The 18,960-nt window shown below is 71.0% G+C and carries 18 protein-coding genes; 5 read left to right on the forward strand and 13 right to left on the reverse strand.

Features of this window, described 5'->3' with window-relative positions; genetic code table 11:
- Window position 1: 1 nt before the first annotated feature.
- The 8 genes from ABZU76_RS27355 to ABZU76_RS27390 all read right to left on the reverse strand — a co-directional run bounded on the left by ABZU76_RS27355 (window position 2) and on the right by ABZU76_RS27390 (window position 7,884).
- Entirely contained in the window at window positions 2–1,306 is a 1,305-nt protein-coding gene (locus ABZU76_RS27355; protein WP_354874430.1) for a chloride channel protein, read from the reverse strand.
- Window positions 1,307–1,309: 3 nt separating this feature from the next.
- Window positions 1,310–1,741, reverse strand: a complete 432-nt coding sequence (locus ABZU76_RS27360; RefSeq protein ID WP_354874432.1) for a nuclear transport factor 2 family protein — start codon at window positions 1,739–1,741, stop codon at window positions 1,310–1,312.
- A gap of 67 nt (window positions 1,742–1,808) precedes the next feature.
- Window positions 1,809–2,966: an acyl-CoA dehydrogenase family protein gene (locus ABZU76_RS27365; RefSeq protein ID WP_354874434.1), complete on the reverse strand. Its 1,158-nt coding sequence runs from the start codon at window positions 2,964–2,966 to the stop codon at window positions 1,809–1,811.
- Window positions 2,967–3,012: 46 nt separating this feature from the next.
- On the reverse strand, window positions 3,013–3,747 hold the full coding sequence (locus tag ABZU76_RS27370; protein WP_354874436.1) for an SDR family oxidoreductase: 735 nt from the start codon (window positions 3,745–3,747) through the stop codon (window positions 3,013–3,015).
- A gap of 45 nt (window positions 3,748–3,792) precedes the next feature.
- Window positions 3,793–4,971, reverse strand: coding sequence for a thiolase family protein (locus tag ABZU76_RS27375; RefSeq protein WP_354874437.1), 1,179 nt, complete (start codon window positions 4,969–4,971; stop codon window positions 3,793–3,795).
- Window positions 4,972–5,115: 144 nt separating this feature from the next.
- Entirely contained in the window at window positions 5,116–5,694 is a 579-nt protein-coding gene (locus ABZU76_RS27380) for a TetR/AcrR family transcriptional regulator (RefSeq protein WP_220239435.1), read from the reverse strand.
- 106 nt (window positions 5,695–5,800) lie between these two features.
- Window positions 5,801–6,529 carry a DsbA family protein gene (locus ABZU76_RS27385; RefSeq protein WP_354874439.1) on the reverse strand — a complete coding sequence of 243 codons (729 nt, stop codon included), beginning with the start codon at window positions 6,527–6,529 and terminating at the stop codon, window positions 5,801–5,803.
- A 380-nt stretch (window positions 6,530–6,909) separates the two neighbouring features.
- On the reverse strand, window positions 6,910–7,884 hold the full coding sequence (locus ABZU76_RS27390; protein WP_354874441.1) for an NADPH:quinone oxidoreductase family protein: 975 nt from the start codon (window positions 7,882–7,884) through the stop codon (window positions 6,910–6,912).
- A gap of 109 nt (window positions 7,885–7,993) precedes the next feature.
- Between ABZU76_RS27390 and ABZU76_RS27395 the strand changes: the two genes are divergently transcribed.
- Entirely contained in the window at window positions 7,994–9,616 is a 1,623-nt protein-coding gene (locus ABZU76_RS27395) for an AMP-binding protein (protein WP_354874443.1), read from the forward strand.
- A gap of 100 nt (window positions 9,617–9,716) precedes the next feature.
- Here ABZU76_RS27395 and ABZU76_RS27400 read toward each other — a convergent pair whose 3' ends face one another.
- From ABZU76_RS27400 to ABZU76_RS27410, 3 genes are read right to left on the reverse strand one after another with little or no spacing between them, the layout of a single operon-like run.
- A complete protein-coding gene (locus tag ABZU76_RS27400; RefSeq protein ID WP_354874445.1) occupies window positions 9,717–11,024 on the reverse strand; it encodes an amidohydrolase family protein in 1,308 nt (435 codons plus the stop codon).
- A complete protein-coding gene (locus tag ABZU76_RS27405; protein ID WP_354874447.1) occupies window positions 11,021–11,923 on the reverse strand; it encodes an isocitrate lyase/PEP mutase family protein in 903 nt (300 codons plus the stop codon). The genes ABZU76_RS27400 and ABZU76_RS27405 overlap by 4 nt, the downstream gene beginning before the upstream one ends.
- 15 nt (window positions 11,924–11,938) lie before the next feature.
- Window positions 11,939–12,580 carry a GntR family transcriptional regulator gene (locus ABZU76_RS27410; protein WP_354874449.1) on the reverse strand — a complete coding sequence of 214 codons (642 nt, stop codon included), beginning with the start codon at window positions 12,578–12,580 and terminating at the stop codon, window positions 11,939–11,941.
- Between the two features lie 110 nt (window positions 12,581–12,690).
- On the opposite strand from ABZU76_RS27410, the gene ABZU76_RS27415 reads away from it, so the two are divergent.
- Window positions 12,691–13,230: a GNAT family N-acetyltransferase gene (locus tag ABZU76_RS27415; protein ID WP_354874450.1), complete on the forward strand. Its 540-nt coding sequence runs from the start codon at window positions 12,691–12,693 to the stop codon at window positions 13,228–13,230.
- Here the strand turns inward: ABZU76_RS27415 and ABZU76_RS27420 are convergent.
- Both ABZU76_RS27420 and ABZU76_RS27425 read right to left on the reverse strand, forming a co-directional pair.
- A complete protein-coding gene (locus ABZU76_RS27420) occupies window positions 13,205–13,960 on the reverse strand; it encodes an SDR family oxidoreductase (protein ID WP_354874452.1) in 756 nt (251 codons plus the stop codon). The genes ABZU76_RS27415 and ABZU76_RS27420 overlap by 26 nt on opposite strands.
- An 88-nt stretch (window positions 13,961–14,048) precedes the next feature.
- Window positions 14,049–14,708, reverse strand: a complete 660-nt coding sequence (locus tag ABZU76_RS27425; RefSeq protein ID WP_354874454.1) for a hypothetical protein — start codon at window positions 14,706–14,708, stop codon at window positions 14,049–14,051.
- Between the two features lie 287 nt (window positions 14,709–14,995).
- Here ABZU76_RS27425 and ABZU76_RS27430 point away from each other — a divergent pair, with 287 nt between their 5' ends.
- The 3 genes from ABZU76_RS27430 to ABZU76_RS27440 all read left to right on the forward strand — a co-directional run bounded on the left by ABZU76_RS27430 (window position 14,996) and on the right by ABZU76_RS27440 (window position 18,683).
- The gene (locus ABZU76_RS27430) at window positions 14,996–15,643 is read left to right on the forward strand and encodes an FCD domain-containing protein (protein ID WP_354874456.1); all 648 of its coding nucleotides are present in this window, start codon (window positions 14,996–14,998) and stop codon (window positions 15,641–15,643) included.
- A 160-nt stretch (window positions 15,644–15,803) separates the two neighbouring features.
- Entirely contained in the window at window positions 15,804–16,154 is a 351-nt protein-coding gene (locus ABZU76_RS27435; protein WP_220239425.1) for a VOC family protein, read from the forward strand.
- Window positions 16,155–16,292: 138 nt separating this feature from the next.
- Window positions 16,293–18,683, forward strand: coding sequence for an excinuclease ABC subunit UvrA (locus tag ABZU76_RS27440; RefSeq protein WP_354874458.1), 2,391 nt, complete (start codon window positions 16,293–16,295; stop codon window positions 18,681–18,683).
- Window positions 18,684–18,960 lie beyond the last annotated feature (277 nt).

Genomic DNA, 18,960 nt, shown 5'->3' on the forward strand with positions numbered 1-18,960 from the left:
CCTACCCGCCGGCCAGCCTAGTCGGCTCCGGAACGTCGAAGACGCCGTGCCGCGTGAGCAGCCCCGCCAGCCAGCCCAGCGCCGCCGCCAGCAGGATCGGCGGCAGCAGGTCGAGCCCGCTGAGCTCGACCGCCAGCACGACGGCCGTCGCCGGTGCCCTCGACGCCGCGGCCAGGCACGCGGCCATCCCCGCCGCGGCGCCGCCCGCGATGGGCAGTGCCGAGCCCACCGTCGCCCCGACGAACAACGCCGGCCCGATCGTCCCGACCACCCCGCCCGCCCCGACGGTCACCCCCGTCGCGACGACCTTCACCACCGCCAGCACCAGCAACACACTCAGGCCGCCCGCCGCGGCCCCCGGCTGCCCGACGCCGGCGACACCGGGCACCGCGAACACGAGCAGCCCGACGGCCACCCCGCCGACACCAGCGCGGACCCAGCCGGAGCAGGCCCAGCGAACGAGAGTCCCGAGCCGGTCCGGCCGAGCAGCACCCACCGCGGCACGAGCATCGCCAGAACAAGAGCCACCGGCGACAACCCCAGGCCGGCCCGAGCCATCAGCCTCGCCCATCCAGTCCTCGTCGGCAACGAAACGCCGCGAGCCGGCCACCCCGCGAACCCACCCGGACCAAGCCCCACCGACGTACAACGACCACGCCAGCACCACACCGAACAACCCAGCCACCACACCACCGAACGGAGACCCGCCCACCGCGACATCCGGCAGCCGCAGCGGTTCGCCCGGCAGCGCCCAGCCGGTCAGCGCACCCGCGGCCGAGCCGATCGCCACCGCGACGAGCTCCGCCCCGCCGAGGCCCTCGACGAGCACCTCCGCCACGAGCACCACGCCCGCCAGCGGGGCGCCGAACGAAGCCGCCACCCCGCCCGCCACGGCGGCAGCCGCGACGGGACGCACCGAAGCAGACGGCAGCCGCGCCGCGCGGGCCAGAGCCGACCCCAGCGCCGCCGAGATGTGGACGACCGGGCCTTCCGCGCCACCCGAACCGCCGGAGCCGAGCATCGCGCCGGACGCCAGCGCCTTGGCGCCCGCGACCCGTCCGCGCAGGGGCGAGCCCGCGAACGCCTGGCGCACCTGGGGAATCCCGCCGCCACCGGCGTCCGGTACGAAGCGCACCACCGCCACGCACAGCAGCGCCCCGGCGACCGGCGCGAGCACGACGACGGCGGGCGGCGCACCGGCCACCAGCGACCGGAGCGCGCCCACCGCCTGTCCGAACGCGACAGCCGCGACCCCGGCGACCGCGCCGGCCAGGGCGGCCGCGAGGAGCAGCGGGCCCGAGCGCACCCGTCAGGCCGCGTTCAGCCGCTGGTGCAGCTCGTACGAAGCCCGCTCGACGTGGTTGTGCACGAGCTTGCCGTCCTCGATCTCCCACACGGCGGTGCCGCTGAAGGAGATGGGCCGACCGTCCGGTTCGGAACCGAGCACACCGTTGTTGCGCCCGTGCACGTGCCACCGCGAGGCGACGCGGCTGCCGTCGTGGTTCTCGAACGTTTCGACGATCTCCAGCTCCAGGTCGTGCACCTGCTCGAGGAACGCGCCGATCCAGGCCTTGAAGTTCTCGCGGCCCTCGATGCGCACGCCCGCGTTGGTGATCACGAAATCCTCGGCCACGAAATCGTCGGCCGCATCCGGGTTGTGCGCGTTCCAGACCTCGTTCCAGAACGATTCGACCAGCTTCGCCGAGTTCGGCACGGTGACCTCCAGAGTCATGTTTGACATTGATGTCAAAGATAGCTCCCTGGCGGCCGCACCGGGCCGGTTTGCGAGCAGCACCACACCGACATGACTAGCCGGCGAAGGCGTCGTCGAACCGATAGCCGTCCAGCAGCTCCCGCGCGGCCACCAGGTACTGGATCGTGGGAGTGCCCTCCTCCAGCCAGTTGAGGCGCGCGTCGCGGTACAACCGCTCGATCGGGTACTTGCGCGTGTAGCCGATGCCGCCGTGCACCAGCAGCGCCCGGTCGGTGACGCGCCCGACGGCCTCCAGCCCGAACTGCTTCAGCAGCGACGACTCGGCCGGGATCCGCTTGCCGGCGTCCCACTTGGCCGCGGCGTCGGCCAGCATGCCGCGCAGCGCGTACACGTCGGCCGCCATCTCCGCGAGGTAGCGCTGGATCGCCTGCCGCGACGCGATCGGCTTGCCGAACGTCACCCGTTCCTGCGCGTACTTCACCGAAAGCTCGAGCGCCCGAGTCGCCGTGCCGAGCGAAGACGCCGCGATGAACACCCGGCTGACCTCCAGCGCCCGCTCCAGGTGCGCACCGCCCTCACCTTCGGCGCCGACCAGCGAAGACGCGGGCACCCGCACGTCGGTGAACGTCAGCTCGCCGTGCTCGGCGCCCTTGCAACCCATGGTCTCCGGCAGCGGCTCGATGGTGAACCCGGGCGCGTCCCGCGGCACGATGAGCGCGGAAACGTCCACATCGGACGTCTTCGCGAACACCAGGAAGTGCGAGGCGATGTCGGAGTTGGTGATGAGCCACTTGCGCCCGTTCAGCACGTACTCGTCGCCTTCGCGCCGCGCCACAGTGGACAGATCGGCGCCGGTCCCGTTGCCGGGTTCGGTGAGCGCGAACGCCAGGGACTTCTCCCCCGTCGCCGCGCCCGGCAGGATCTCGTTCTTCTGCGCGGTGCTCCCGATCTCGGACAGCGCGTGGGCGAACGAGTTGTGGACGTGCACGATCGCCCGGATCCCGCCCTGGATCTTGGCGAACTCGGCAAGGATCGGCAGGTACTGCGCGATCGACAGGCCGGAGCCGCCGTACTCGCGCGGGACGATCAGGCCGAACGCGCCGCACGCGCGCAGCGCCGGCAGCACCACGTCGTAGGGAATCTTCTCGGTGTCCTCGATCTGGTGCTCCAGCGGGTCGAGCTCGTCCCAGATCGTGGCGAAGACGGCGTCGCGCAGCTTGCGGTAGTCGTCGGCGGGCAGGCCAGTGCTCATCGGTTCCTCCTCGGTTTCACGGTCCTGGATTTCGCAGTCCTGGATCTCACAACGTCCAGCCGCCGTCGGCGGCGAGTACCGCGCCCGTGCAGAACGTGGCGTCTTCGGCGAGGAACACCGCGGCGCGGGCGATCTCCTCGACGGTGCCGAAGCGGCCGAGCACGGTGGCGTCGGCGATCTTCCGCCGCGCGCCGTCGGGGATCGCGGCGGTCAGGTCGGTCTCGACGAACCCGGGCGCCAGCACGTTCACGCGCACCCCTTGGGGCGCGAGCTCTTTCGCGAGCGAACGGGCGAAGCCCACCGCCGCGGCCTTCACACTCGCGTACGCGGTGTCACCGGGGAAGCCGACCGTTCCGACGGCGGACCCGACGAGCACGACGCTGGGGTTCGCGCCCTCGGCCAGCCACGGGATCGCGGCGCGCACCAGCGCGGCCGTGCTGCGCAAGTTCTCCTCGATCACGCGCCACCAGTCGCCGAGGTCGACGCGGGCGAGCTTGCCGCCCTGCCACACCGCGGCGTTGAGCACGAGCAAGTCGAGCCGGCCCCAGTGCCGGGCGACCTGCTCGACGAGCGCTTCGGCCGTGTCGGGCACCGCGAGGTCGAAAGCCACGGGCAGCACCCGGCCGGGCGCGTCCGCGGCCAGCTTCCCGACGCGGTCCCCGCCGGAGCGATACGTGCCGGCGACCCGGAGCCCCCGGTCGAGCAGCTGCCGCGCGATGCCCTCGCCGATCCCCCGCGAAGCACCGGTGACCAGTGCGACCCTGGTGTCTTCTGCATTCATGGAATGATTGTACCGATCGGTCCGTACGGATAATTGTGACAAAAATCAGAGCCGCTCGACGATCGTGGCATTGGCCATGCCGCCCCACTCGCACATCGTCTGCAGCCCGAACCGGGCGCCGCGGTGTTCGAGCGCGCCGACGAGCGTGGTCAGGATCCGGGCACCGCTCGCGCCCAGCGGGTGACCGAGCGCGATCGCTCCCCCGTGGACGTTGAGGCGCTCGGGCTCCACTTCGGTCTCGCGCTGCCAGGCCAGCGGCACCGACGCGAACGCCTCGTTGACCTCGAACAGGTCGATGTCGTCGATGGTCAGCCCGGCCCGCGCGAGCACCGCGCGGGTGGCGGGCACCACGCCCATGAGCATGAGGATCGGGTCGTCGCCGACCACGGCCGTCGCGTGGATCCGGGCACGCGGGGTGAGCCCCCAAGCGTCCGCCTTGGCGGCGCTCATCAACAGCACGCCGGCCGCGCCGTCGGAGAGCGGAGACGAGTTGCCCGGCGTGATCTTCCAGTCGATCTCGGGAAAACGGCTCGCGGCGGCTTCGTCCACGAAGGACGGTCGCAGGCCGGCAAGGCCGTCCACCGTGGTCGACGGGCGGACGGTCTCGTCGGCCGCGAGCTCCGGCGCCTCGGCGACCGTGACCAGGTCCGGCGCGAACAAGGCCTGCGATTCGGCAGCGCGACGGTGGGATTGCGCGGAAAACGCGTCCAATTCGTCGCGACCGAGCCCCCACCGCGCGCAGATCAGCTCGGCGGAGATTCCCTGCCCGACGAGCCCGCCGGGAAACCGCTCGGCCACCCGCGAGCCGAGGTGGTCGGCGTCCTGGGTGTCGGAGTGCATCGGCACGCGCGACATCGACTCCACGCCGCACGCGATCACGACGTCGGCCGCGCCGGCCTGGATCGCGTGCGCGGCGAAGTGCACGGCCTGCTGGCTCGAGCCACACTGCCGGTCGACCGTGGTCGCGGGCACCGACAGCGGCAACCCGGCCGCGAGCACGGCACTGCGGGCCGGGTTCACGGCCTGCTCCCCCGCTTTGGTCACGCAGCCGGCGATCACGTCGTCGACGAGCGCGGGGTCCAGGTCGTTGCGCGCGACGAGGCCGGCGAGAACGTCGGCCAGCAGGTGCACGGGGTGGACGTGCGAGAGCGCGCCGCCCTGCTTCCCCTTGCCGACAGGGGTGCGCAGCACATCGACGACCACCGCGTCGCGTGGTGAAGTCATGGGTCCTCCCGGTGTCCGGCGCTGGAATCACCGAGGACAATACCTGTATGGACCGGTCGGTACAAGAAATTGAAGCACAAGACTGACCGCGACGGAAATTCGATCAGGAAAACGCGAGCCGAACTTGAGCGGAGCGCGCCCGGGTCAGGCGCGGATGCCCTCGATCAACGCGTCGAGGAACATGTCGGCGACCTCGTCCGGCGTCAGCTCACCGTCGGGCTCGTACCAGAGGTAGGTGTAGTTGAGCATGCCGAGGATGCCCTTCACGAGCAGGCGCGGGGTCTGGCGCAGCACCTTGGCGCGGACGCCGTTGTCCAGCGCCTGGCGCCAGTAGCCCTCATAGCGCTCGCGCGCGGTGATCACGTGGTCGCGCCACTCGCCGGTCAGCGCCGTGTACTCGCGGAAGAACACCGCCCACTCCGAGCGGTGCTCGGCGATGTTGCGCAGCAGCCCGCGGGCCATGCGGCGCAGCAGCTCCTCGGCGGCGAGGTCCTCGTCGAGCAGCTGCTCGGCGTAGGCGTTCATGGAGTCGACCTGCTCTTTGCTGATCGAGTAGAGCACGGCCTCTTTGCTGCCGATGTAGTGGTACAGCGCGCCCCGCCCGAGACCGGCGGCGGTGCCGAGCTCGGCGATCCCGGTGCCGTGGTAACCGTTCCGCGCGAACAGCTCGGCCGCGATGCCGATCACGCGTGCGCGGTTCGCCTCGAATCCCGTCACCGTCATCTCGCCAACGCCCGCCTTCACCCCTCGTGGACCGAACGTTCCAAGGATATCCGCCGGCGGCCCCGCCCCAGTGCAAGGGCGAGGTCCCGGCAGGTCGACCGGCGTCTCACTTCTTCTGCCGACGGCTCCCGCCGTGCCAGTCCTCCTGTTTGCCGGCTTCGCCCGCGCTGACGCCGAAGGCCGGCAGCTGCGGCTGCTCGCGCAGGCTGCGCTTGAGCTCGGCGAAACCCGGGAAACGCGACAACGCCACGACGTGGTCCCACAGCTCGACCGCCTCGTCGTCAGAGGGCAGCCGGCTGATCACCGGGCCGAACAGCGCGGTGCCGCGCGGCGGCTCGAAGTGCAGGATCGGCGTGCCGACGTCCTTGCCCGTCAGCGTCAGGGCGACGTCGGTCTCCGCCTGGATCACGGCGTCCCAGGTGTCGTCCTCGAGCGCGTCGGCGTACTCGTGCGGAAGCCCGCAGGCGTCGAGTGCCATGGTCGCGAGGTCGCGCACGCCTCGGTGCACCGCGGCGGCCGTGCCACCGGGGACGGCGTCCTGCTCGAACGTCTCCTGCCCCAGCTTCTCGTAGAAGGCGCCGATCGGTTCGGGTCCGTGGTCGCGGCGGATCCGCGCGGCCACGCGCAGCAGCTTCAGCCCCGACGTGTGCGACTCCTCGTACTCCGGCGGGAAGTGCGCCGCGTAGTCGATGTGCGAGTTGAGCAGGCGCAACGAGATGAACCGCCACTCGACGTCGTACTGCTTCAGCCGCGCGACGGTGCGCACCCACTTGCTCGTCATCCAGGCGAAGGGGCAGACGGGGTCGAAGTAGAAGTGCAGATCGGGGTCGCTCATGCGGTGAGCGTACCCGCCGGACGCTCCCGTACCACCCGGTCCACTCCGGGCCGAGGCGCCATGGGCCAAGACACAGCCGAAGTCCGCTCCCCAGACCGACGCGTCCTTGTACCGATTGATACAGGCAGGTGCGACGTCCGACGCGCTCGCCGAGTTTCCGCGGCGCTCGGTGCACTGGCGACGGTGCCGAAACCGACCGTCAGCGCGATCACCGGTTTCGCGTTCGGCGGCGGTCTCGACACCGACCTTCGCTCCGGCCCCGATCTTGAATCGGAGGTGTCGCCGCGCTCCTCGCCACCGAACACCGCGCGATCGGGATGAAGTCGTTCCTCGAGAACGGCGCCGGGAAGGCGAAGTTCGTGGGGCGCTGCGCACGCCTGTCAGAACGTCAAGACGCTTTTCCCCTTCGTCCGGCGGGATTCGAGGTCCAGCAGGGCCTGGGCGCCGTCGGCGAAGGGATAGGTGCGGCCGAGCACCGGGCGGACGCGGCCGGTGCTCGTGAGCACCGCGAGCGCGGCGCCGACACGGTGGATCAGGCCGGGATCGTGGGCCGCGTAGTGGCCCCAGGCGACGCCGACTGCCGAGATGTTGCGCAGGAGCAGGCGGTTGACGGCGACCTGCGGGATCCGCCCCTCGGTGAAGCCGACGACGAGCAGCCGGCCGCCGGGGCGCAGCAGCCGCAGGCTTTCGTCAAAGCGGTCGCCGCCGACGGGGTCGAGCACCACGTCAACCCCGCCGGTGCGCTCTCGGACCTGCTCGGCCCACCCGTCGGCGCGGAGTACCTCCGTGGCGCCGGCGCGGCGGGCGACCGCGGCCTTGGCGTCGTCACTCACGACCGCCAGCACACGGGCCCCGAGCGCGAGCGCCACCTGCACCGCCGCCGTGCCGACGCCGCCCGCCGCACCGTGGACGAGCACCGTCTCCCCCGGCTCCAGCCGGCCGCGCTCGGCGAGGCCGAAGTACGCGGTTTGGTAATTGACCATCAGCCCGACACCCTCGGCGAAATCGAGGTTCCCCGGCAGCGGCACGACATTCGCGGCCGGGACGCCGACCGCCTCCGCGTAGCCGCCTCCGTGGCCAGTGAAGGCGACCACCCGGTCGCGCGGCGCGAAGCCCGATCCGGCGGCGGCCCGGCGCACCGTCCCGGCGACCTCGAGTCCCGGCGCGAACGGTGGGTCGGGCCGCACCTGGTAGCGCCCGTGGGTGAGCAGCAGATCGGGGAACGTCACGCCCGCGGCGCGCACGTCGACCACTACTTCCGCGTCGGCTCCAGGCGCGGGCAGTGTGCCGAGCCGCAGGCCACTGGGGCCAGTGGGTTCCGTGACCACGAGGGCGCGCACTTCGCCGGTTTCCATGAATGGACAGTACTTGTTTATACCGATCGGTACAAGCATAATTACGTGCTCAGAGACTTATTCAGACCGATCAGTCCAACGCATGATCGGCAGAGGAGGTTGGGCGACGATGCTCGACGAAACAGCCACGGAAATCCCCGGCGCGGACGGTCTGGTGCACCGGCCGGTCTGCGCGCGGGTCACGATCGCGGAGCTCTACGAACGGGCCTATCGCCAGTTCGGCTCGCGCGTCGCCGTGCGCGACGGCGACACCGCGCTCACCTACCGCGAGCTCGGCGACCGCGTGCATCGCGTCGCCGGCGGGCTCACCGCGCTGGGCTTGCACCGAGGTGACCGCGGTGTGCTGTTGTTGGCGAACGGACTCGAGTTCTTCGAATCCGAACACGCCCTGTTCGCAAGCGGACTCGTGCGCACGGCGCTCAGCACCCGCCTGCACGTGCGCGAAGTCGTCCACATCCTCAACGACTGCGCCGCGTCCGTCGTGTTCGCCGATGCCGCGTGGGCCGGGCAGCTCGCCGGGATCCGCGCCGAACTCCCCCACCTCCGGTACGTCGTCGCGGTCGCGGGCGGCCCGGGCGACACCACACTGGACGAACTGCGCGCGGCCGAACCCGCTCGACCGGTGAAGCCCGACGCCGGCGACCCCGCGGCGATCCTCTACACGAGCGGCACGACCGGCCTGCCGAAAGGCGCAACGCTCAGCCACGCCGCCTGGGCGGCCATGGTGCGCAACGAACTCCTCGAGCTGCCACCGGCGGCCGACGACGATCTCGTACTGCACGTCGCGCCGCTGAGCCACCTGAGCGGATACGTGGCGCCGGCGTACTTCGTGCGCGGCGCCACACACCTCACCTGCGCCAAGTTCGACCCCGCGGTGGTGCTGGAACTGATCGAATCCCACCACGTGACCATCCTCCCGATGGTGCCGACGATGCTGAACCTGCTCGTCCTCTCCGCCGAGCAGCGGCCCGGCGACTACTCCTCCTTGCACACCGTGGTGTACGCCGGTTCGCCGATCGCCCCGGACCGGCTCGCCCGCGCCCGTGCGGTGTTCGGCGACGTGTTCGTGCAGTTCTACGGGCTGAGCGAGCTGCCGATCCCGATCGCGTGCCTCTCGGCGCGAGACCACGCGTTCGACCCGGCCGGCGGGATCCCGGCGCGGCTGGGGTCGGCGGGCCGGGTCAGCCCGTTCGTGGAGGTCAAGCTCGTCGACGACACCGGCGCCGAAGTCGGCCAGGGCGAGATCGGCGAGATCACCGTGCGCGGTGACCAGACGATGATGGGCTACTGGCACCTGCCCGACGCGACGGCCGCGATCCTCGGTCCGGACGGGTGGACCGGCACCGGCGACCTCGGCCGGTTCGACGACGAGGGTTACCTGTACCTGGTGGACCGCAAGAAGGACATGGTGGTCACCGGCGGGTTCAACGTCTACCCGACGGAGATCGAGAACGTGGTGTCGACCGTCGCGGGAGTCTCGGAGGTCGCCGTGGTCGGCGTGCCCGACGAGACGTGGGGCGAGGCGCTGAAGGCGATCGTGGTGGTGCGCGCCGGGTTCGCGGTGACGGCGGACGATGTGATCGCCGTGTGCGCGCAACACCTGGCCGGCTACAAGAAGCCCCGCTCGGTCGAATTCGTCGACGAGCTGCCGAAGACCGGTTCGGGCAAGATCATGCGGCGCCGCCTGCGAGACCGGTACTGGGCGGACAGCGCCCGCAAGATCGGCGGCTGACCACAGTGGACGGCATGGCCGGACCACGCCGTCCCCCAGGACTGTCCACGGCGGAAGGCCGGTACCCGTCGGGGCACCGGCCTTCCGCGTATCGCGTCGGTCAGGCGTGCTGCCAGCCCTTGCGCAGCCCTTCCCGGTCGACACGAGTGCCTTCGAGGTACACGTCGGCAATGCGGCGGGTCGCGGTGATGTCCTGCAGCGGATCCTCGTCCAGGACGACGAAGTCCGCCCGCTTGCCCACCGTGAGCGAACCGCGGTCGGCCAGCCTCAGCAGCTCGGCCGACACCTCCGTGGCCAGCCGCAGCGCCGCCAGCGGCGACAACCCGGCCGCCACCAGAGCCTCCAGTTCACGGTGTTCGGCGAAGCCGATGATCTGCGCGAGCAGGCCTGTGTCGGCGGAGAACACCAGCCGCACGCCCGCGTCGGCCAGGGCGACGAGCGTCTTCTCCATGCCGCGGTAGGCCGCGCCGGTGTCGAACAGCGGTTCCGGCGCCTTCTCGCGGATCGTCGCGCGCAGGGTCTCCACCGCGTCGTGCGGGAGGATGTCTGCGAACGCGGGCTCGTCCAGCCAGTCCTCACCCGGCGGGCGCTGGATGGCCATCGACGTGAACACCGCGACGTTGTTGTCCTTGAGCAGCGCGACGAGCTCGTCGTCGGTGCCCGTGCGCGGCAGGTGCGCGATGATGTCGGCGCCCGCGCGGATGACGGCCTTCGCCTCGTCGAGCGTGTAGATGTGCGCGGCGACGGTGATGCCGTGGGCGTGCGCCTCGTCGATCACGGCCTCGTAGATCTCCGGGCCGAGCTTCTCCTTGGTGCCGTGGCGGCTGTCGAGCCAGAACTTCACGGCATCGACCCGCTTCTCGGCCAGGCCGCGCACGAACGCGCGCACCTCGTCGGGGCCGGTCGCCTCGTGCACAGCGTCGGCGGCGAAGAACGGCCCGCCATTGGTGTCGCCCGGGGTCGGCGCGACGATTCCGGCGCCCGCCGTGAACAGCTGCGCGACGTCACGCTCGCCGAGGGTGCCGGCGCGCTGGTCGTCGCGGACGGCGAGCTCGGTGTCGTCGCGGTCGGTGCCGAGCGACTGGAACGTGCTGACGCCGTAGTACGCGAGCCGGTGCAGGTGATCGACGACGTTGGCGCGCGAGTAGAAGCTCGCGTCCGACGTGGTGCCGCGCATGTACCCGATGTGGCCGTGCGGGTTCACGATCGCGGGGATCACCGTCTTGCCGCGCAAGGAAACCACGGTGCAGTCCGCCACCGCGCCGTCCGCCACCGTGCCTTCCGCCACGATGTCCGCCGCCGCGCCGACCTGCCGGATCACCCCGTCGCGAACGACCAGCGCCGCGTCGTCGAGCACCTGCTCGCCGGTGATCAGGCGCGCTCCCGTGTAGACGGTCTCGCCGCTCACGCCGGCGCCTCCTGTGCACTCGCGTACCGCGCACTGCGCTTTTCGTACTCGTCGTAGCCCATGACGGCTTCGAACGCGTGCTGCTCGGTGACGAGGTGCTTCACCGCGGCCACGTCGTTGCCTTCCCGCAGCGCGCCGAGCACCGCCGTGACGTTCTTCGACGCGGCGCCGATCACCGTGTACCACAACAGAACCACGTCGGCACCGGCCTCGCCGTACTGCGCGATCGTGCTCGACGGCTCGTCCGAACCCGGCACGTCGAGCAGATCCCCCGGCACCATCACCGGCACCGGGATCCGGTCCCGCACGCGCTTGAGGTCGGTCGCCGGGATGGCGGGCGCGAACACCAGGTCCGCACCGGCCGCGGCGTAGGCCTCGAGCCGGCGCACGCAGCCTTCGAGGTCGTGCTCGACCCACGCCGCGTCGGAGCGGGCGATCACGAGAAAGTCGGGATCGGTGCGGGCGTCGACCGCCGCGCGCACCTTGTTCGCCATCTGCTCCACCGAAAGCAGCCCGGCGGGCATCGACGTGTGCTTGCCACCCAGGTTGTCCTCGATGTGCACGCCGGCAACGCCCGCGTCCTCGAAGACCTTCACGGCGCGCCAGACGTTCGGGGCGTCGTAGAAACCGTTCTCCGCGTCGGCGAGCACGGGGATGCCGACGGCGTCGACGACGCGGCGCGCCTGCTCGGCGATCTCGTTCAAGGTGAGGAGCCCGACGTCGGGCAGCCCGAACGCCGACGCGGCGGCGGCGAAACTGCCCAGGTAGGTCGCGGGGTAACCGGCCTTTTCGACGAGGCGGGCGCTGAAGGCGTCGTACGCTCCTGGCAGCACCAGCGGCCCGGGTCCGGCGAGGAGGGCTTTGAACGCCTTCCTGCGCTCGTGCGGTGTGTTCGGCATGGAACTTCCTTCTCGTCAGACGAGGAAATCGCGGTAGCGGCGCAACCGCTTGCGGGCGGTTTTCATGTTGTGGCGCTTGAGCTCTTCGGCTCGGACGGCGTCACCGCGTACGAGGGCTTCGATGATGTCGCGGTGCTCGGCGAGGCTCTCCTCCATCCGGCCCGGGGTCATGAGGATCCGGCGCCTCAGCAGGTGCGCCTGGTCCTGGATGCCGGCGAGGGTCTCGGCGAGGAAATCCTGCTCCGCCAAGCGGATCACGGTGTCGCGATAGGCGTCGATGGCCGCGAGGAACGTCTCGAGGTCACCACTGGCGGCAGCGTCGTCGAGCCGGCTCGGCGCGAAAAGCTCCTGCAGCGCCTTCCAGTCCTGCGGTTCGGCCTGCTGTGCCGCGAGCCGCGCGGCGAGGCCTTCCAGTACCTCGAGGACGTCGTAGATCTCCTCCAGGCGGCCGAAGTCGACCTTCGCCACGACCGTGCCGACGTTGGGGATCCGCTCCACCAGCTTGCGCGACTCGAGCGCCAGCAGGGCCGACCGGACGGCGTTGCGGGTGGTGCCGAGCTCTGCGGCCAGCTTCACCTCCGGCAGCCGGCTGCCCGGCGTGAAGTCCCCGCGCAACAGCCGCTCCCGCAGGTGCAGCTCGACCTCTTCGCTCTTCATGGCCGTCCCTTCGTGCTGCCACCCAGGATACGAGCCTGTCGCCTGGATTGTCAACAATGTAAGCGACACTATTGTCGCGTGGCTCTGGCCACGCTCGCTAGGGTGGAGCCGTGACGATCTTGGTGCGCAAGTCCGGACCGGCGGACCGACCGGCGGTCCTCGCGCTGCTCGACGGCGCCCGCGGACTCGACCTGCCCCCTGAAGCACGCGCCGCGCAGGGCTTCGTGCAGGGCAGCTTCGACGAGGAAAAGCTCTCCGGGTTCGACACCACCACCGGCGTCTACCTCGCCGAGGACGACGGCGAACCGGCCGGCGTCGCCCTGACGTCACCTGCGGGCTCGGCCGGCGACGGCCCGCCCGGGCGCACCGTCGAGGTCGCGCGCGCCGCGGGCCTGACCGAGGGCGTGTTCCTCTACGGCCCCGTCACGGTCGCGCCGGCCCACCGCGGCCAGGGCGTGGTGCGGCTGCTGCTCGCCGCCGTGGCCGAACACCTCGCCGACCACACCGCGGGCGTGCTGTTCGTCGAGCGCGCCAACGAGAAGTCGCTGGCCGTCCACACGCACCTCGGCATGAAACACGTCGGCGACTTCACGCACGCGGGCCGGGAGTACGCGGTCTTCTCGTTCACTCCGGCGCAGTTCCGCGCCTGACACGCTCGCTCAGCCACTCCTCGAACTCCGCGGCGACGATGCGCTCGTCGTGCACCCCGGCCGCGTCGGCCGAGGCCAGCCACACGATGGGCGGCCCCATCACCTCCGGCTCCAGGAAGCGGTGGCCGGCGGGCGCGTCCGGCAGCATCCCCGTGACGGTCGCGCCGCCGGGCAGCAGCAGGTTCACCGTGACGCCGGTACCGCGCAGGTCCGCCGCCATCACGCGCGAAAGCGACTCGCTGCCCGCGCGCGACGGGCCGTACGGCACGAACCCGGCCCTGCTCATGGTCGTCTCGCTCACCGCGATGTTCACGATCCGCCCGCCGCCCGCGGCCAGCATCCTCGGCGTGACCTCGCGCGCCACGAGGAAATAGCCCGTCAGATTCGTCTCGACCACCTGGCGGAAACCCTCGACCGGGACTTCCCAGAACCCCCGCGGCTCGGTCATGAACCGCGGGTTGACCGTGCGCATGCCGAGCCCGGCGTTGTTCACCAGCAGGTCGAGCCCACCGAGCCGCGACCACGTCTCCTCGACGGCGCGCGCCACCGACGTCTCGTCGCGCACGTCCAGCTCGACCCCGAACGCCCCCGGCAGCTCGGCGGCGACCTCGCGCGCCCGCTGCCCCGACCGTCCGCTCACCGCGACGCGCGCCCCGGCTCCGGCGAGCGCGGTCGCCATGGCGAGTCCGAGGCCGCTGGTCGCGCCCGTCACCAGCACCTTCGTTTCCATCCCGCCGACGCTAGGAGCTGGTGCGCGCTCCAGGTCAAGCGGGCAGCGGCCGAAGCGGTCGCCGAACACCGTCCCCAGAGGACAGACCTCAGCAGGCGCAGCGGATCGTGAACTCCTTCTCCTGCCCCTCCAGCGTCATGACGTGCGCGTTGAGGTTCGCCCGCACGCTCCCCCGGATCTCGTTGTCGACGCGGTACAGATCGGTCACCAGCGCTTCCCGGTCCCGGCCGCCGTCGGCAGCCCACTGGAACGGCAGCCGGCGCAGCGACCACTCGTCGGCCGGGTCCACGGCGGCGCCGGTCTCCACCGCGGCGCGAACGATGGCGCGTTGCTGCTCGGCCTCGCGGGGCCGGCCGCACGGGCAGCCGAGCGGGAAGTCGAGGAACGTCGCACGAGGGGCTTTGACCGCCGAAGCCGCGCGGTGCAGCGTGGTGAGGCTGGTGGTCGGCAGGCCACGACGTTCGATCGCGCGCGCCAGGACCCCGCCGGCAACGTGGCACTGCGGGCAGAACGGCACGACCAGCACGAGGTCCACACCCATCGCGGCGAACTCGTCGACGATCCTCGGCGCGGTCTCCGTGGCGAGCTCGTCGTACTGCGAGATCGAGCCGACCATGGACACCGCGTGGTCGGCGTAGCGGCCGATCACGCCCGCGCGCTCGAGGTCGAGCATCGTCTCGCGCGGATACGCGACGTTGGCGTCGGCCAGCGCGAACGCGCGGATCGGCGTCATGTGGGCGAACAGCACGTCCGACAGGTCCCGCTCGCGCGGCAGCAGGCGGTAGGACAGGTCGCTGCGCTGCTCCAGCCGCTTCTGGTCCGGGTAGTAGGCGCCGCACGTCCCGCCACGTTCGCGTCGAAGTCGTAGGTCCGGGAGTCAGCCTGGGCGGTCATGGGTGATCCGTTCCTTCCTCGTGTCCGTCAAGATCAAGGCTATGCCAGATATTCGAATATTAACCTCATGCTCGAATAATGACCTGATCGGACGAGCGTGGCCACCCCGGCGCCGGGCTCGAACATTCGTAGGATGGGCAGGTGCCCGACAAGGAGACCCGCAACGAGCGCGTGTACCTGAGCCTGCGCGAGGAGATCCTCTCCGGCGCGCGCGAACCGGGCTCGCCGCTGCGCACGGCGGAGCTGTGCAAACGCTTCGAGTGCAGCGTCGGCGTCGCGCGCGAGAGCCTGCTGCGCCTCGCCGAGCGCGACCTGGTGCAGGAGCGGCCGATGCAGGGCTTCCGCGTCGCTGCCCTGTCGGAGGCGGACCTTCGGGACCTCACCGAGGCCCGGCTGGAGATCGAGACGCTCGCGTTGAAACATTCGGTGCGCGAGGGCGACGCGGCGTGGGAGGCGCACGTGGTCGGTGCCCACCACCTGCTGCTCGTCACCCCGCGCGCGGACGCCCCGCAGCCCTCCGTCGCCGCCGGCAAGGCCCACGGCGCGTTCCACACCGCACTGCTCGAAGGCTGCCGCAACCAGCGCATCCTCGCGATGGCCTACCGGCTGCGCGACAAGGGCGAGCTCTACCGCCGCTGGTCCGTCGCGGAGCCGGCCGGCGAACGCGACGTCGACGCCGAGCACCGCGGCCTGCTCGACGCCGTGCTCGCCCGCGACGCCGACCTCGCGGCCGACCGCCTCGCCGCCCACCTCAAGGCAACCCACGACGTGCTCGTGAAGGGCCTCTGACGCGCGTCCACTGTGGCCGGTCCACGCACCGTCCGCACCCGGGAACACACCGTTGCGAGGGTGAACCGAGCAGGAATCGAGAAGCGCTCACGCGGGCGTCGCGGTTAGCGTCGAAGACACGCACTCGAACCGCTCGAACCTACGAACCCCGGGAGCCACCATGTCCGCCACGCAGGGCATCAAGACCGTGCTGCACTCCGTCTCCGACCTGAGCAAGGCCAAGGAGGTCTACACCGCGCTGCTCGGGATCGCGCCGCAGGCCGACAGCGAGTACTACGTCGGCTTCGACACCGCCGGCCAGCACATCGGCCTCGTGCCGAACGGCGGCCCGCAGGCCTCGCCCTCGCCCGTGGCCTACTGGCACGTCGATGACATCGAGGCGAAGCTGGCCGAGGTGACCGCGGCGGGCGCCGTGGTGCGGGAGCAGCCGAAGAACGTCGGCGGCGGGCGCCTCGTCGCCACCTTTACCGACCCGGACGGCAACGTGCTGGGCCTGGTCCAGGACCGCTGAGCCGCCGCCCGCTCCGGGCGACCGGGGCGCCCGACCGGCCACGAGCGCCCCGGTCGAGCTGGTTGAATCGACGCCAGCCGCTCCACCGACCCCGTCGACGCCGCACGCGCGGCCCCCGTCCCAGCAGAGGGAGACCCGATGACCAAGGCCACGGCGAAGGCCCGGCCCTCGTCCGCGCCGCAGGGCGCCGACAGCCACGACATGATCCGTGTGCACGGCGCGCGCGTGAACAACCTCAAGGACGTCAGCGTCGAGCTCCCGAAACGCCGCCTGACCGTGTTCACCGGCGTGTCCGGCTCGGGCAAGAGCTCGCTGGTTTTCGGCACGATCGCCGCGGAGTCGCAGCGGCTGATCAACGAGACCTACAGCGCTTTCGTGCAAGGCTTCATGCCCACGCTCGCCCGGCCCGACGTCGACGTGCTCGAAGGCCTCACCACGGCGATCATCGTGGACCAGGAGCGGATGGGCGCCGACCCGCGGTCCACTGTGGGCACGGCGACCGACGCCAACGCGATGCTGCGGATCCTCTTCAGCCGCCTCGGCAAGCCGTACATCGGTTCGCCGCAAGCGTTTTCCTTCAACGTCGCCTCGATCAGCGGCGGCGGCGCGGTGACTTTCGAACGCGCCGGGCGGACAGTGAAAGAGCGCCGCACCTTCAGCATCACCGGCGGCATGTGCCCGCGGTGCGAGGGCCGCGGCAAGGTCAACGACATCGACCTCACCGCGCTCTACGACGAGAACAAGTCGCTCAACGAAGGCGCCATCACCATCCCCGGCTACAGCATGGAGGGCTGGTACGGCCGCATCTTCCGCGGCAGCGGCTTCTTCGACCCGGACAAGCCGATCAAGAAGTTCACGAAAAAACAGCTGAACGACCTGGTGTACAAGGAACCGACGAAGATCAAGGTCGAGGGCATCAACCTCACCTACTCGGGCCTCGTGCCCGCGATCCAGAAGTCGTTCCTGTCCAAGGACGTCGACGCGATGCAGCCGCACATCCGCGCGTTCGTGGAGCGAGCGGTCACCTTCACCATCTGCCCGGAGTGCGCAGGCACGCGCCTGTCGGCGGAGGCGCGCTCGTCGAAGATCGGCGAGCTCTCCATCGCCGACGCGTGCGCCCTGCAGATCAGCGACCTCGCGGAGTGGGTGAGCGGACTGAAGGAACCGTCGGTCGCTCCCCTGCTGACGTCGCTGCGGCACACGCTCGACTCGTTCGTCGAGATCGGGCTGGGCTACCTCTCGCTCGACCGGCCGTCGGGCACGCTCTCGGGCGGCGAGGCGCAGCGCACCAAGATGATCCGCCACCTCGGGTCGTCGCTGACCGACGTGACCTACGTGTTCGACGAGCCGAGCATCGGCCTGCACCCGCACGACATCCAGCGCATGAACGGCCTGCTGCGGCAGCTGCGGGACAAGGGCAACACGGTGCTCGTCGTGGAGCACAAGCCGGAGACGATCGCGATCGGCGACCACGTCGTCGACCTCGGCCCCGACGCGGGCAGCGGCGGCGGCGAGGTCGTGTACGAGGGCAGCGTCGAGGGCCTGCGCAAGTCCGGCACCCGCACCGGGCGCCACCTCGACGACCGCGCGAAGCTCAAGCCGTCGGTGCGCACACCGTCGGGAGCGCTCGAGGTGCGCGGCGCGAACACGCACAACCTGCAAGACGTGGACGTCGACATCCCGCTCGGCGTGCTCGTGGTCGTCACGGGCGTGGCGGGTTCGGGCAAGAGCTCGCTCATCCACGGCTCGGTCTCGGGCGGCGACGACGTGGTGACCGTGGACCAGGCTGCGATCCGCGGCTCGCGGCGAAGCAACCCGGCCACCTACACCGGCCTGCTGGAGCCGATCCGCAAGGCTTTCGCGAAGGCCAACGGCGTGAAGCCGGCCCTGTTCAGCGCCAACTCCGAGGGCGCGTGCCCGAACTGCAACGGCGCGGGCGTCGTCTACACCGACCTCGCGATGATGGCCGGCGTCGCCACGCCGTGCGAGGTGTGCGAGGGCAAGCGGTTCCAGGCCGAGGTGCTGGAGTACCACCTGGGCGGGCGCGACATCAGCGAGGTGCTCACGATGTCGGTGGCCGAGGCCGAGGAGTTCTTCGGCGACGGCGAGGCGAAACTCCCTGCGGCGCACAAGATCCTGCAGCGCCTGGCCGACGTCGGGCTCGGCTACCTCACGCTCGGCCAGCCGCTCACCACGCTCTCGGGCGGCGAGCGCCAGCGGATCAAGCTGGCCACGAACATGGGCGCCGACGGCGGCGTCTACGTGCTCGACGAGCCGACCGCCGGCCTGCACCTGGCCGACGTCGAACAGCTACTGGGCCTGCTGGACCGACTCGTCGAGGCCGGCAAGTCCGTGATCGTCATCGAGCACCACCAGGCCGTGATGGCCCACGCCGACTGGATCATCGACCTCGGCCCCGGCGCCGGCCACGACGGCGGGCGCGTGGTGTTCGAGGGCACGCCGGCCGACCTCGTCGCGAAGCGCGCGACACTGACCGGCGAGCACCTGGCGGACTACGTCGGCGCCTGATCCACGCGGCTCAGGAACCCTTCGACAGCGCGAGGGTTCCTGAGCCGGTGCACGGTGGCGTGCTCGGCGTCGGTGGGTGACGAGCCGGCGCACGGGCCACGTGCACGGTGAGCGCGGCGTCGGCAGGGTGACGAGCCGGCGCCCAGAGTTGTCGGCGGAGTGGCGAAAAGCGCTCGTGTAGGTGACCCAGCTGACCGCACCAAGCCGATAACCCGCAGCTCCGGATGTTGTCCACAAGCAACGCGAGTTGTGGATGGCCAGTCCCCTGGCCGGCTCC

Source organism: Amycolatopsis sp. NPDC005232 (assembly GCF_040607795.1).
GTDB lineage: Bacteria > Actinomycetota > Actinomycetes > Mycobacteriales > Pseudonocardiaceae > Amycolatopsis.